Origin of the sequence: Halomonas sp. RT37, assembly GCF_040070525.1 — a bacterium.
Taxonomy (GTDB): Bacteria; Pseudomonadota; Gammaproteobacteria; order Pseudomonadales; family Halomonadaceae; genus Halomonas; species Halomonas litopenaei.
Genome location: NZ_CP098827.1, coordinates 1,608,180 through 1,621,441 on the forward strand (window position 1 = coordinate 1,608,180; position 13,262 = coordinate 1,621,441).

General features: G+C 65.6%; 13 protein-coding genes. 12 read left to right on the forward strand and 1 reads right to left on the reverse strand.

Translation table 11 applies throughout. From position 1 onward, the window contains the following. The first annotated feature begins 270 nt into the window (after positions 1-270). The 7 genes from NFG58_RS06965 to NFG58_RS06995 all read left to right on the forward strand — a co-directional run bounded on the left by NFG58_RS06965 (position 271) and on the right by NFG58_RS06995 (position 7,885). Positions 271-1,242: a tripartite tricarboxylate transporter substrate binding protein gene (locus tag NFG58_RS06965; RefSeq protein ID WP_348827855.1), complete on the forward strand. Its 972-nt coding sequence runs from the start codon at positions 271-273 to the stop codon at positions 1,240-1,242. Between the two features lie 57 nt (positions 1,243-1,299). Further along, positions 1,300-1,809, forward strand: a complete 510-nt coding sequence (locus NFG58_RS06970) for a tripartite tricarboxylate transporter TctB family protein (RefSeq protein WP_348827856.1) — start codon at positions 1,300-1,302, stop codon at positions 1,807-1,809. A 79-nt stretch (positions 1,810-1,888) separates the two neighbouring features. After that, on the forward strand, positions 1,889-3,397 hold the full coding sequence (locus NFG58_RS06975) for a tripartite tricarboxylate transporter permease (protein WP_045993329.1): 1,509 nt from the start codon (positions 1,889-1,891) through the stop codon (positions 3,395-3,397). Positions 3,398-3,495: 98 nt separating this feature from the next. After that, positions 3,496-4,617 (forward strand): mandelate racemase/muconate lactonizing enzyme family protein, encoded by a 1,122-nt coding sequence (locus tag NFG58_RS06980; protein ID WP_108132594.1) that lies wholly within the window; start codon positions 3,496-3,498, stop codon positions 4,615-4,617. A gap of 76 nt (positions 4,618-4,693) precedes the next feature. Further along, a complete protein-coding gene (locus tag NFG58_RS06985) occupies positions 4,694-5,635 on the forward strand; it encodes a dihydrodipicolinate synthase family protein (protein WP_108132595.1) in 942 nt (313 codons plus the stop codon). Continuing rightward, entirely contained in the window at positions 5,628-6,650 is a 1,023-nt protein-coding gene (locus tag NFG58_RS06990) for a D-glycerate dehydrogenase (protein WP_348827857.1), read from the forward strand. The genes NFG58_RS06985 and NFG58_RS06990 overlap by 8 nt, the downstream gene beginning before the upstream one ends. After that, on the forward strand, positions 6,647-7,885 hold the full coding sequence (locus NFG58_RS06995) for an alpha-hydroxy acid oxidase (RefSeq protein WP_348815757.1): 1,239 nt from the start codon (positions 6,647-6,649) through the stop codon (positions 7,883-7,885). The genes NFG58_RS06990 and NFG58_RS06995 overlap by 4 nt, the downstream gene beginning before the upstream one ends. A 21-nt stretch (positions 7,886-7,906) precedes the next feature. Here NFG58_RS06995 and NFG58_RS07000 read toward each other — a convergent pair whose 3' ends face one another. Next, on the reverse strand, positions 7,907-8,338 hold the full coding sequence (locus NFG58_RS07000) for an STAS/SEC14 domain-containing protein (RefSeq protein ID WP_045993324.1): 432 nt from the start codon (positions 8,336-8,338) through the stop codon (positions 7,907-7,909). 281 nt (positions 8,339-8,619) lie between these two features. Between NFG58_RS07000 and NFG58_RS07005 the strand changes: the two genes are divergently transcribed. From NFG58_RS07005 to NFG58_RS07025, 5 genes are all read left to right on the forward strand, one after another. Continuing rightward, complete coding sequence (locus NFG58_RS07005; protein ID WP_287164757.1) at positions 8,620-9,150, forward strand: hypothetical protein; 531 nt, start codon at positions 8,620-8,622, stop codon at positions 9,148-9,150. Positions 9,151-9,493: 343 nt separating this feature from the next. After that, on the forward strand, positions 9,494-9,955 hold the full coding sequence (locus NFG58_RS07010; protein ID WP_287164759.1) for a VOC family protein: 462 nt from the start codon (positions 9,494-9,496) through the stop codon (positions 9,953-9,955). 172 nt (positions 9,956-10,127) lie between these two features. After that, positions 10,128-11,801 carry a carbon starvation protein A gene (locus NFG58_RS07015; RefSeq protein WP_287164760.1) on the forward strand — a complete coding sequence of 558 codons (1,674 nt, stop codon included), beginning with the start codon at positions 10,128-10,130 and terminating at the stop codon, positions 11,799-11,801. Between the two features lie 17 nt (positions 11,802-11,818). Next, entirely contained in the window at positions 11,819-12,085 is a 267-nt protein-coding gene (locus NFG58_RS07020; protein WP_045993347.1) for a cory-CC-star protein, read from the forward strand. A gap of 135 nt (positions 12,086-12,220) precedes the next feature. Next, positions 12,221-13,228: a TRC40/GET3/ArsA family transport-energizing ATPase gene (locus tag NFG58_RS07025; RefSeq protein ID WP_348827858.1), complete on the forward strand. Its 1,008-nt coding sequence runs from the start codon at positions 12,221-12,223 to the stop codon at positions 13,226-13,228. The last annotated feature ends 34 nt before the right edge of the window (positions 13,229-13,262 follow it).

Genomic DNA, 13,262 nt, shown 5'->3' on the forward strand with positions numbered 1-13,262 from the left:
TCGTGGTTCGCTAGCTAGGTTAGGACGAGAAAAGATGGTTAACAAGATTATTGACAATTTTGTTGGCGACCGACTACGTTGAATCTGGCAGTCACGACGTGCCCGGCGCCTTCGCCCCGACTCCGCGCCCCAAGACAGCGCCCCAGCGTCCTGAGACAGGGCCCAGCGCTCGAAGACAGCGCCTGAGCAGGTGCGCGATGACCGCGCCCGTCGCACGTACCAGTGCAAGACAACGATAAAGACAACGACAACCGCACAAGAGGTGCAGCCATGAAACATCGTGGAGCTTACGCCGCCATCCTTCTGTCGACCCTGCTTCTGCCCGGCGCCGCCATGGCGGAGTATTCCGCCGGCGACGAGATCAAGGTGCTGCAGGGATTCAAGGCCGGCGGGGGCAGTGACGCCCTGGCCCAGCTGACCCAGCCGTTCCTGCGCGAGTCGCTGGGAGTGGACTTCGTCAACGAGTACCTGCCGGGGGCTACCGGTGCCATCGCCTGGACCCGCCTGGCCAAGCAGACCGAGGCCGACGGCACCACCATCAGCATCACCAATACGCCGATGCTGATGACCAACTACATCATGAACGACACCATCACCTACTCGGTGGACGAGCTGACCCCGATCGCCAATGTGGTGACCGACCCGGGCATCATCGTGGTACCGGCGGAGAGCCCCTACGAGACGGTGGAGGAGTTCCTGTCCGCCGCCGAAGAGAACCCGGGCACCATCACCGTGGGCAACTCCGGCGTGGGTGGTGATGACTTCTTCTCCACCATCCTGATCGAGCAGGCCTCGGGGATCAGCTTCCAGAAGGTGCCGTTCCAGGGTGACGGACCTTCGGCCACCGCCGCCATGGGCGGGCAGATCGACGCCAGCTTCAACAACCTGGGCAACGTCTACGGACACATTCAGTCCGGTAGCCTGAGGCCGCTGGCGGTGTTTGCCCGCGAGCGCCTGTCGATGCTGCCCGACGTGCCGACCCTGAGCGAGAAGGGCATCGAGGTGGTGGCCGGCTCCTCACGCGGCTACAGCGCACCGGCCGGCATCCCCGACGAGGCGCGCCAGCAGTTGATCGACGCCTTCGAGGCACTCAAGACCAACGAGGAGTTCAAGAAGGTCGCCGAGGAGCGGGCCATGAACCTCGATATCCAGACCGGCGATGACTATCGCCAGATGATCGAGGACATGGAAGGCCAGTTCGAGGAGATCTGGGCCAGCGTGAAGGACGAGATCAACGGTTGATCGGTGCGCTTGCCGACGGGCCTGGCCCGTCGGCAAGCGACCGAGGGAGTCATACTGATGAAACTCAGTCGCCTGCTGTTTGGCCTTTTCGCCCTTGGGGTGGCCACGCTGTTCGGGGTCACCTCGCTGGGCTATCCCGACGCCGCGGCGCGGATGCCGCTGATCTACGCGGTGGTGGTGGGACTGTTCGCCATCGCCATGATCGTGCAGGAGTTGACCGCGCATTCCCGCGCGCGGGCCCAGGCCTCGTCGAGCGCCGCGCCCACCCTCGAGGGCAGTCAGCTGGCCGAGGGCGAACTCACCGAAGGCGATGGCGCACCCGCGCCGCCCGCCAGGCCGCTCAAGGCGATGGCGGTGTTCGCGTTCGCCGCCGTCTACATCTACAGCATCTCCTGGCTCGGCTACGTGGTCGCCACGGCGGCCTTCATGGGCCTGTCGCTGTGGCTGGTGCGCCATGTGTCGCTGCGCTTCAGTCTGATCGGCATCGCCGGCCTGATCACCGTGGTCTGCCTGGTGTTCATCGGCTTTCTGGGCCTGCCCGTGCCGCTGTTGCCACCGCTGTTTTAAGTCCTGTCGTGCGCTTCGCCACACCGATCGGCTTCGCTGAGGTCGTCATTGCACCCGCGCGAACCTGGAGCCTGACCCTATGAACGACTCGCTTGTGATGGTGGGGCTGAGCAACGTGCTCACCTTCACCAATATTGCGCTGATCCTCGGCGGCACCCTGCTGGGGCTGTTCGTCGGCGCCATGCCGGGGCTGTCCGCCACCATGGCGCTGGCGTTGCTGTTGCCGCTGACCTTTACCATGGACCCGGCGACGGGGCTCAGCATGCTGGCCTCGCTGTACGTCGGCGCCTCCTACGGCGGCTCCATCGCCGCCATCCTGCTGCGGACCCCAGGCACGCCCTCGGCGGCGGCCACCGTGCTCGACGGCTTTCCGCTGTCCCAGCAGGGGCAGGCGGGCAAGGCGCTGGGGGTGTCGCTGTTCGCCTCCTTCTTTGGCGGCCTGATGAGCGGTATCGCCCTGCTGACCGCCGCACCGTTGCTGGGGGTGCTGGTGTTGAAGTTCGGCCCGGTGGAGCTGTTCGCCATCGCCGTGCTGGGCATCACCATCATCGGCTCGCTGTCCCAGGGCTCCATCGTCAGCGGATTGCTGTCCGGCATCATGGGGCTGCTGCTCAGCACCGTGGGCATGGACCTGATCACCGGCACACCGCGCATGACCTTCGGCAACATCAACCTGTTTTCCGGCATCGAATTCACGGTGGCGCTGATCGGGCTGTTCTCGATTCCCCAGGCGTTGATCCTGATCGAAAACGCCCACGACAGCGACAAGGTGGCCAGCAAGATCACCGATCGGCTGGTGCCGCGGCTGAAAGAGCTGCGCACGCTGATGCCCAACATCCTGCGCTCCGGCGGCATCGGTATCGTTACCGGCCTGATCCCCGGCACCGGCGGCGACACCGCGAGCTGGTTTGCCTACAACGAGGCCAAGCGCTTTGCCAAGGACAAGAGCCGCTTCGGCAAGGGCGACATCGCCGGCGTTGCCGCCCCCGAAGCCGCCAACAACGCGGTGGTCGGCGGCGCGCTGATTCCGACCATCGCCCTCGGCATCCCCGGCAGCTCGTCCACTGCCATCCTGCTGGGGGCGCTGATGGTCCAGGGCATCCTGCCAGGCCCCAACCTGCTCACCGACTATGGCGACGTCACCTACACCCTGATCTGGGCGGTGATCTTCGCCAATGTCGGCCTGCTGGCGGTGGGGCTGATGTTCACCCGGCTGTGCGTCGGGGTGACCAAGGTGCCGGACAGCTTCGTCGCCTGCGCCATCATTACCCTGTGCGTGATCGGCGCCTTCGCCATCAACAACAGTCTGTTCGAGGTGGGGCTGATGCTCGGCTTCGGCCTGTTCGGCTACTGGATGAACAAGGCCGGCATCTCACCGGCGCCGATGGTCATCGGTCTGATCCTGGGGCCGGTGATGGAAACCAGCTTCCAGCAGTCGATGCTGATCGGCCAGAACAGCCCGATGATCTTCGTCGAAAGCCCCATCGCCATGGTGCTGCTCGGCATCGCGGTGCTGTCGATCCTCCAGGCCACGCCGGTCTTCCGCTGGCTGCGAAGCTCGTTGCGGCGCGGGGCACGCACCGGCTGATCGAGGCGCTGTCACCGCTTCACTAGCGGTGACAGCGCTTCATCCACGCCTGCAACCATCTAGCGATAACCACAATAATGTCTTGAAAGGAGCCCACCATGACGCGTATCAGCGACGTCCGTGCCCGCACCATCAGTGTTCCACTGGACCATCCCACCAGCTTCTCCAATCGTCAGGTGTTCAAGCGCGACTACGCCCTGGTGGAGGTCGAAGGCGACGACGGCGTGGTCGGGATCGGCTTCTGCTACGGCGGCAACAATGCCGGTCTGCTGGTATCACAGGCGGTTCGTGAGCTGCTGAGGCCAGTACTGCTGGGGGCCGACGCCCACGCCACCGAAGGCCTGTGGCAGGCCATGTATCAGGAGTCTCTGCTGCATGGTCGCTGCGGCTCGGTGATGCGGGCCATCAGCATTCTCGACACCGCCCTGTGGGATCGCAACGCCCGGGCGGCGGGGCTGCCGCTGTACAAGTACCTGGGGGCGAGTGACAGCGACAGCGTCCCGGCCTACGCCAGTGGCGGCTACTACCTCGACGGCAAGACGCCGGAGATGCTGGGCGAGGAAATGGCCGGCTACGTGGCGCAGGGCTTCAAGGCGGTGAAGCTGAAGGTGGGCCGCGAGGACCTGGCCGGGGAGGAGGCGCGACTGGCGGCGGTGCGCGAAGCAGTCGGCCCCCATGTGGCGGTGATGATGGATGCCAACAACGCCTGGCGCGACCTGCCATCTGCGCTCGCGTTCATGCGCATGGCCGAAGCGTACTCGCCGTTCTGGATCGAGGAGCCGTTCAGCCCCGACGACATCGACAACCACCGCCGTCTGGCCGAGCGTACCCCGGTGCCGGTCGCCACCGGCGAGATCGAGGCCGGACGCTGGCGCTTCAAGGAGCTTCTGGACAAGGAGGCGGCGATGATCCTGCAGACCGACGCTGCGGTGTGCGGCGGCATCACCGAGTTTCGCCGCATCACCGCCACGGCGGCGAGCTACGGGGTCGAGGTCTATCCCCACTGGTTCCATGACCTGCACGTGCACCTGGTGGCCTCGGCGCCCAACGCGCGCATGGTGGAGTTCTTCGCCGATGACCAGGTCCTCAACTTCCGCCGGCTGATCGACACCCAGCTTCAGTTCTCCGACGGCGACCTGCTGCTGCCAAGCGCCCCGGGCCTTGGCTTCAACTTCGACAGCGAGGCGCTGGAGCGCTACGCCAGCGAGCCCTGGTCGTGACCCGTCGTCATCGGACGCTGGTCGGGCGGGGCCCGACCCCGATCGAGCGCTCCACTCCATTTAAGGAAATCGCATCATGACAGCCACCAACCTGGCACATGCCAGCGACGCCTGGTCGCCGGTGATCACCCCCTTCACGTCGAATCTAGCCGTCGATACCGAGCGCTTCATTGCCCACTGCCGCTGGCTCGATTCCCACGGGGTCGGACTCGCGGTGTTCGGCACCAACTCCGAGGCCAACTCGCTGACCCTTGGCGAGAAGCGCGAATTGCTCTCACAGCTTGGGCAGGCGGGCATCGATCCCTCCCGGCTGATGCCGGGCACCGGCCACTGCGCCATCGACGATACGGTCACGCTGACCCGCGACGCGGTAGACATGGGCGCGGCCGGAGTGCTGATGCTGCCGCCGTTCTACTACAAGGGCGTCAGCGACGAGGGCCTCTATCGCTACTATTCCGAGGTCATCGAGCGGGTAGGCGATGCGCGCCTGCGGCTGTATCTCTACCATATTCCGCCGGTGGCCCAGGTGCCGCTGTCGATCGAGCTGATCGCACGGCTGCGCGAGGCCTTCCCCGAGATGGTCGCGGGGATCAAGGACAGCGGTGGCGACTTCGCCAACACCCAGGCACTGATCGACGCCTTCGGCGCCGACGGCTTTGCGGTGTACGCCGGCAGCGAGCGTTTTCTGCTGGATACGCTGCGCGGCGGGGGAGCGGGCTGCATCAGTGCCACCGCCAACGTCAATCCGGCGGCCATCGCCGGGCTCGCCGCCGACTGGCAGACAGCCGAGGCCGATGAACGCCAGGCAGGGTTGAACGCCATGCGCGATCTGTTCGAGCGCTATCCGCTGATACCGGCGATGAAGGCGGCTACCGCACATTTTTCGGGACAGGCGTCCTGGGCGACGCTACGCCCGCCCTTGATTGAACTGGCCGCAGGGCGTCGCCAGGAGCTGATCGCGGCGCTGGAAGAGCGAGACTTCGCCATGCCGGGACTCAAGGAGGAACAACATGGATAAAGCACCCGCTGCCCGCGATCGTGGGCAGGCGCCTCGTATCGTCGCCCTGAGGCGGCTGGGCGAGGAGGAACTCGCGGCCTTGAACGAGGTGGGCCAGGTGGACTATTTCGAGGATCTGAACGAGGGCAATCGCGAGGCCTTCGAGGCAGCGATGGCCAGCGCCCACGGTCTGATCGGCGGCAAGCTCGAACTCGATGAGGCGATGCTCGAGCGCTCTCCTAATCTCGAGGTGGTGTCGACCATCTCGGTCGGCTACGACCAACTGCCGCTCGAGGCGATGAATCGTCGGGGCATCCTGCTGTGCAATACCCCGGACGTGCTTACCGAGACCACCGCAGATACCGCCTTTGCCCTGATCATGGCGACCCAGCGGCGGTTGGTGGAGCTGTCCTGCATGGTGCGGGAAGGACGCTGGACGTCCCATGTCGGTCCCGACCAGTTTGGTCACGACGTGCACGGCAAGGGACTGGGCATCGTCGGCGCGGGGCGTATCGGCGCGGCGATCGCCAGGCGCGGCGCGCTGGGCTTCGGCATGTCGGTGCTGTACACCGCGCGGGCACCGAAGCCTGAGCTCGAGCAACACCTCGGCGCCGAACACTGCTCCCTGGACGAGCTGCTCGCGCGCGCCGACATCGTCTGTCTGGCGGTGCCCTACAGCGATGACACCCATCACCTGATCGACGCCGACGCCCTTGCCCGGATGAAGCCCTCCGCCGCGCTGATCAACATCGCCCGGGGCAAGGTCGTCGACGAGACGGCACTGATCGAGGCGCTGGAACAGGGCACCATCCGCGCCGCCGGGCTCGACGTCTTCACCCGGGAGCCGCTGGACGCCGACTCGCCGCTCGCGCGCATGGACAATGTGGTGGTGCTGCCGCATATCGGTTCGGCCACCCACGAGACCCGTGCTGCCATGGCGCGGCGCGCGGTGGACAACCTGATCGGTGCGCTGGTCGGCGAAGGCCCGGTCAACGCCGTCAACAAGGCGTCCTGGCGAGCAGGGAGGGCATCATGAAGCGACGTCTCGAGCGCATCCTGAGCCTGGACGACTTCGAGCGGGCGGCGCGTCGTCACCTGCCGCGGCCCCTGTTCGGCTATGTCGCCAGCGTGGCCGAGGAGGGCGAGACGGCAAGGGCTGGTCGCGAGGCCTTCAATGAAGTGCACTGGCTGCCCAGGGCGCTGGTCAATGTGTCGTCGATTTCCACCGAGGTGGAGCTGCTGGGGCAGCGGTTCTCGCAGCCCTTCGGTATCGCTCCCATGGGTATCAGCGCGCTGACCGCCTACCGGGGCGACATGGTGCTGGCCGAACAGGCCCAGCGTGCCGAGATCCCGATGATCGTCAGCGCCTCCTCGTTGATACCCATGGAAGAACTCGCCGAGGCCACCGGCGCGGACTGGTTCCAGGCCTACCTGCCCGGCACCCTGGAGGGCATCGACGCCCTGCTTGAGCGGGTCATCCAGGCCGGCTACAAGCGTCTGGTCATCACCGTCGACTACCCGGTGCCGCCCAACCCGGAAAACCATCGTCGCTCGGGCTTTTCGAGCCCCTTGAAGCCGAGCGCGCGGCTGGCCTGGGATGGACTGACACGTCCGCGCTGGCTCACCGGTACCTTCCTGCGCACCCTGCTGCGTCATGGCGTTCCCCACTTCGAGAACAACGCGGCGACGCGCGGGGTGCCGGTGCTGGCGAAGCATGCCGCCCGCGACTTCGCCGGCCGGCGTCACCTGGACTGGTCGACCCTCGAGCACGTGCGCTCGCGCTTTCCCGGCCAGCTGGTGGTCAAGGGGATCCTGCATCCCGACGACGCGCGCCGGGCCTGCCAGGCGGGCGCCGACGGTCTTATCGTGTCCAACCACGGCGGCCGCCAGCTCGACGCTACGGTGGCGCCTATGACCATGCTGCCCGAGGTGGTGAAGGCGGTGGAGGGCAAGGTTCCGGTGATGATCGATGGGGGCTTTCGCCGCGGCGGCCAGGTGCTCAAGGCGCTGGCGCTGGGGGCCGACTTCGTGTTTGTCGGCCGGCCCTTCAACTATGCGGCGAGCGTCGCCGGAGGGGCAGGGGTCGCCCACGCCATTCGTCTGATGAGCGAGGAGATCGAGCGCAACATGGCGCTGCTCGGGGTAACCGCCATCGACCAGCTCGGCCCCCACCTGCTGCGCCGCAGGGAAGGTGGCACGGCGGGTGCCACGACAGCCGCCGATACGGGAATCGGGGCAGGCGTCGAGACCGGCGACAAGGCATCCGACTGAGCCGCTCGCGCCTGATGTGCGTCAGGCCCCGTGGTAGCCCTTTTGCTCGGGCTCTTCATCGGCGTCATCGGTGGCTGCTTCGGGCAGTTCGGCCACCCACTCCATGGCCGCGCTGTGCTCCTTGTGGGAGAAGGTGCGGATCTCGATCTTCCTGACCAGCTTGTCCTCGAGATGGGCGATGTGCTTGATCCACTCCTTGTCGGTGATCACCGCGGCGCGATGGTAGTGGTCAAGCTCGCCGATCTGGGTCAGGCCATAGCCCAGGTCACGTAGCAGCGCGGTCAGGGTCATCCATCGCAGGTTATCGAGTTCCGCCACCAGGCTGACCTTGGGGCAGCGCTTCTTGGTCATTTCGATCAGATCGATGGCTTGCTGGAGTTCCTGCGCGGTCACGGTACCGCCGGCGCGGATGGCGACCACGTGTTCGGCCGGGTGGGGAATCTGCTCGAGCATCTTGAATCTCCTTGTCGGGGACGGCGGGACTCACGTCGCGATGCAGCGTGACGGGATTTTCTCAGCATAGTCGCTGTGGCATCCATGGCGGCCGATCTTCCGTGTTCGACGCCAACGCTTTGCCGTCCTTGCACTCGGTCGTAAGGCCTGACGTAACGATAGCGACAACGACAGGTAGGCCCCGACCTTGCTTCTAACGTAGCGATAGATACAGGTGTGAACACAGCAATGTCGGCGCCATGACCAGACCAGGCATCATCATGCAAAGGAGGGTGGCGAACATGCAAGCGGATGGAGAGAAAGGCCAGACGGTGGGGTGGGCGAGCTGGGCCCTGGCCTTCGGCCTGGTGGGGGCACTGGGCTGGGTCGCGCCGGCCCATTCACAGCAAGCCCAGGCAGCCGACACGTCCTCCGGTCAGGCAACCGTCATCGAGTTGACCCAGGTCGGCTGTCAGTTTCTGGAAAGCGAGAACGGCACCGATCACGGCATTCACCCGCAGAGCAAGGCCGACTGCGAGGCCTTCAACGACGACACCGGTGAGGCGCGGCTGGCAGAGGCCAGGGTGCTGAAAGTGCCCACCGGAGACTATGTGTTCCGGGTCAAGAACGAGGGCGTGCCCTATGACCTGGGTTTCTGGCTGCGTGGCGACGGCCTGCTCAACCGCGCTCGGCTACCCAGCGTATCCGGCGGTGGCCTCGGCACCGGCCAGACCGGGGATTTCGCCGTCAGCCTGGAGCCCGGTGAATACGTCTACTCCTGCCCGCTGAATCCGACCCTGGACTATAAGCTGGTTGTCGAAGGCCAAGGATAAAGCGGAAGGCTTGCGCGAAAAGTGCCGGTGCTCGCCGACCTTCCGAAGAAAGCCCGAGGCTTGTCTGAAAGGTGACTGCGATTGTCGACGGCGGGTGCGAGGCGAGGCGAGGCCAGGTCAAATCTAGTCAGGCTAGACTAGACCCCGGTCAGTGCGCGCGTGCCTCAGACCCATAGGATCGCGACACCTGACGATCGCCTACGCCGCCGACGAAAAAGCTTAACCACCTTGATACCCGCTGTGTCGTTTCGACACGGCGGGTTTTTTGTATCTCCAGCATCAGAGTTTTCCCGTCTAGGCTCTCAGCAATAGCTGTCGTACGCCAAAGCGTCAGGAGGGCCAGATGGCAAAGGTCGAACCCCGCGCGCCCAAGCCGCGTATCGGAATGATCACCCTCGGTGTTCACTCGCTCGAACGGGCCATCGACTTCTATCAACAGGGGCTTGGCTGGCCACGCCTGGAGGACAGCGCCCCCAGGATCGCCTTCTTTTCGCTGCAGGGTACCTGGCTTGCCTTGTACGGCTGGCACGATCTGGCCGATGACCTGATGGTCAACGCCGGTGGCGAGGGCTTTCGCGGCGTGACCCTGGCCTACATGGCCGAGGACCCCGAAGAAGTGGACGCGGTGCTGATCCAGGCCAGACGAGCGGGCGGGAACCTGCTCAAGCCTGGGCAGAAGGCCTTCTGGGGCGGCTACTCCGGCTACTTTGCCGACCCTGACGGGCACCTCTGGGAGGTGGCCCACAATCCCTTCTTCTGGCCTGGACCGGGCGAACCCCAGGCCAGATCCAGCAACGATAGTTGATCTCGGTCCACGTTCTGGCGGATATCCAGGATGCTGTTTTTCCAATAAAAACAAAGCTGTCAAGCAGGGGGTAGGACGTCGAGGAGAGCCTGGTGGCTACGGGTGCTGTGCTTTCAGGAAGGGACCCTCGACGCAAGGCCGTTACCAATAACCTGCCGCAAGGGAGTCGCTCATGAGTGCAGTCATCGTGTTGGTCCTGGGGTTGGCCGCCATGGCCCTCGGGTACTTCATCTACTCGAAGTTCATCGCCGAGAAGATCTTGAAGCTGTCCAGGGACTTCGTCACCCCCGCCCACGAGTTCGAAGATGGCGTCGACTTCGTGCCGACCAACCGCTACGTGCTGTGGGGCCACCACTTCACCTCGGTGGCCGGAGCGGCACCCATCGTCGGCCCGGCCATCGCGGTCATCTGGGGCTGGGTACCGGCCTTCCTGTGGGTCATCTTCGGCACCATCTTCTTCGCCGGGGTTCATGACGCCGGCGCGATCTGGGCCAGCGTGCGCAACAAGGCCAAGTCGGTGGGCGCGCTCACCGGGGAAGTGGTCGGCACCCGCGCCCGCAGCATCTTCATGATCGTGATCTTCCTGCTGCTGCTGATGGTCAACGCGGTCTTTGCCGTGGTCATCGCCGGCCTGATGATGAAGTTCCCCTCGGCGGTCATCCCGGTATGGGGCGCCATCCTGGTGGCGCTGGTCATCGGTCAGTTGATCTATCGCCGGATCATCGGCCTTGGCCTGGTATCGGTGATCGGTGTGGTGGCGCTCTACGCCCTGATCGGCATCGGGCCGGCGGTGCCGATCCAGATGCCCACCGAGGTCGGCGTGCTGTCCGGTCAGGCGGTGTGGATCCTCCTGCTGTTCGGCTATGCCGCCATCGCCTCGCTGCTGCCGGTGTGGATGCTGCTGCAGCCGCGCGACTACATCAACGGCCTGCAGCTGTTCATCGGCCTGATCATCCTCTATGGCGCCCTGGCGCTGTTGAACCCGGACATCGTGGCGCCTGGCTTCAACAGCGATGTACCCGAGGGCACGCCGTCGCTGTTCCCGCTGTTGTTCGTGACCATCGCCTGCGGCGCGATTTCCGGTTTCCATGGTCTGGTGTCTTCCGGCACCACCTCCAAGCAGCTGGATCGCGAGACCGACGTGCGCTTCGTCGGCTACTTCGGCGCGGTGGGCGAGGGCATGCTGGCGCTGGGGTCGATCCTGGCGGCCACCGCTGGCTTCGCCACCCTCGGCGACTGGCAGGCCATGTACGACGCCTTCGGCAAGGGTGGGGTCAACGCCTTCGTCGAGGGCGGTGCCTTCATCATCCACAACGGCATCGGCCTGCCCCAGGCCACCGCCGCGACCCTGCTCACGGTGATGGCGGCACTGTTCGCCGGCACCACCATGGATACCGGCCTGCGCCTGCAGCGCTACATCTTCCAGGAGTGGGGTGAGATCTACGACCAGCCGTGGATGAAGAAGCCGGCGGTGGCGACCCTGCTGGCGGTGCTGTCGTGCCTGGTGCTGGCCTTCGGCGCTGGGGCAGACGGTTCCGGTGGCCTGATCATCTGGCCGCTGTTCGGCACCACCAACCAGCTGCTGGCCGGCCTGACCCTGCTGGTGGTCACGGTGATGCTGATGCGCAACCATCGCCCGGTCTATTACACCCTGATTCCCCTGGTGTTCCTGCTGATCGTCACGGTGCTGGCGCTGCTGGCCCAGCTCAAGAGCTTCTTCGTGGCAGGCAACTACTTCCTGCTGGCGCTCGATATCGTGGTGCTGATCGCCTCGGTGCTGGTGGCGATGGAGTGCGCCTCGGCGCTCAAGCGGCTGCGCCATGAGGTGCGCGGGGAGGCGCCGTGAGCGATCACGACGAGGGACTGGCCAAGTGGCGTCGCTGGTTGTCGTCGGCGCGCCACTTCGCCGAGGAGTCCTACTCGGCGCCGTATCGCGGCGCCATCGCCCGCGCCCGGCGCGACGAGGACGACCTGTTCATGCTGCTGGTGTTCTCGGAACTGATGGGCATGCCCAATCCGGTGGGCTACTACACCCTGGAGCTTCAGCCACTGTTGATGGAACGGTTCCATGACTGGCACCAGCGCATGGGCATGGAGCGCTCACCGCTGGACGACTTCCGCTGCTGCTGAACCGGAGGCGGAGGACCATCACGACACCCTCTAGCAACCATTGCCGGGACCGAGCGTGCGCTGGACAGGGGGTAACGCTGTGCCGGGGTGACAAGGGCAGGGCTGACAAGGGACCAGAATGGACAAGGGAAGACCATGAAGGAACTGCTGGATCGTCGCCGACTGTGGGTCGGCGGCAAGGGCGGCGTCGGCAAGACCTCGATGTCGGCGGCGCTGGGCGTGCTGGCGGCACGCCGAGGCAAGCGCGTGCTGGTGGCCTCCACCGACCCCGCCCATAGCCTGGGCGACGTCTTTGCCAGTGAACTCGGGGATACCCCGCGGCGGCTATTGCCCGGGCTGGACGCCATGGAGATCGATCCTGATCGCGAGGTCGAGGCGCATCTGGCGCGGGTGACCGCCCAGATGCGGCGCTATGCGGCGCCTGCCATGATGGATGAGCTGGAACGTCAGATGCGCCTGTCGAGGCAGTCGCCGGGAACCCAGGAAGCGGCGCTGCTGGAGCGACTGTCGCGGCTGATGACCGACGACAGCCTGCCCTACGATCTGGTGCTGTTCGACACCGCGCCCACCGGTCATACGCTGCGTTTGTTGAGCCTGCCCGAGGCGATGGCCGCCTGGACCGACGGCTTGCTCGCCCACAGCCGCAAGTCCGAGCATCTGGGCAAGGTGCTGGCCCATCTGACCCCGGGATCACGCCGCGACGTGACCTCGCCCTTCGAGTCGGACGACGGGGCAGCGTCCCGGGATCAGGACCCGCGCACCCGGGATATCGCCGAGACCCTGCTGGCGCGACGGCGGCTGTTTCACCAGGCCCGCCGGCGCATCCAGGACGCAAGTCACAATGGCTTCCTGTTCGTGCTGACGCCGGAGCGCCTGCCGATCCTCGAGACCGCCCGTGCCGTGGCGTCACTGGAAGAGGCGGGGATTCCCGTTGCCGCCACCCTGGTCAACCGCGTACTTCCGGTAGAGGCGGACGGCGACTTTCTTGCCGCCCGCCGCGTGCAGGAAGAGACCTACCTTGCGCGTATCGATACGACCTTCGCCCACCTGCCGCGTCCGCGGGTGCCCTGGCTCGCCACCGACGTCCAGGGTGTCCCGGCGCTGGAGAACCTGGCCGACTGCCTGGAGAACGCAGGTTTTTAAGACGCAGATTTTTAAGACGCTGGTTTCCAGGACA

What these genes read in the sequence shown, in the direction of transcription:
- NFG58_RS06980 (WP_108132594.1), top strand. Translation starts at nt 3,496, where the DNA reads ATGACGCGTATCAGCGACGTCCGTGCCCGCACCATCAGTGTTCCACTG.
- NFG58_RS07015 (WP_287164760.1), top strand. Translation starts at nt 10,128, where the DNA reads ATGAGTGCAGTCATCGTGTTGGTCCTGGGGTTGGCCGCCATGGCCCTC.
- NFG58_RS06995 (WP_348815757.1), top strand. Translation starts at nt 6,647, where the DNA reads ATGAAGCGACGTCTCGAGCGCATCCTGAGCCTGGACGACTTCGAGCGG.
- NFG58_RS07005 (WP_287164757.1), top strand. Translation starts at nt 8,620, where the DNA reads ATGCAAGCGGATGGAGAGAAAGGCCAGACGGTGGGGTGGGCGAGCTGG.
- NFG58_RS06985 (WP_108132595.1), top strand. Translation starts at nt 4,694, where the DNA reads ATGACAGCCACCAACCTGGCACATGCCAGCGACGCCTGGTCGCCGGTG.
- NFG58_RS06975 (WP_045993329.1), top strand. Translation starts at nt 1,889, where the DNA reads ATGAACGACTCGCTTGTGATGGTGGGGCTGAGCAACGTGCTCACCTTC.
- NFG58_RS07000 (WP_045993324.1), bottom strand. Translation starts at nt 8,338, where the DNA reads ATGCTCGAGCAGATTCCCCACCCGGCCGAACACGTGGTCGCCATCCGC.
- NFG58_RS06990 (WP_348827857.1), top strand. Translation starts at nt 5,628, where the DNA reads ATGGATAAAGCACCCGCTGCCCGCGATCGTGGGCAGGCGCCTCGTATC.
- NFG58_RS07010 (WP_287164759.1), top strand. Translation starts at nt 9,494, where the DNA reads ATGGCAAAGGTCGAACCCCGCGCGCCCAAGCCGCGTATCGGAATGATC.
- NFG58_RS07025 (WP_348827858.1), top strand. Translation starts at nt 12,221, where the DNA reads ATGAAGGAACTGCTGGATCGTCGCCGACTGTGGGTCGGCGGCAAGGGC.
- NFG58_RS06965 (WP_348827855.1), top strand. Translation starts at nt 271, where the DNA reads ATGAAACATCGTGGAGCTTACGCCGCCATCCTTCTGTCGACCCTGCTT.
- NFG58_RS06970 (WP_348827856.1), top strand. Translation starts at nt 1,300, where the DNA reads ATGAAACTCAGTCGCCTGCTGTTTGGCCTTTTCGCCCTTGGGGTGGCC.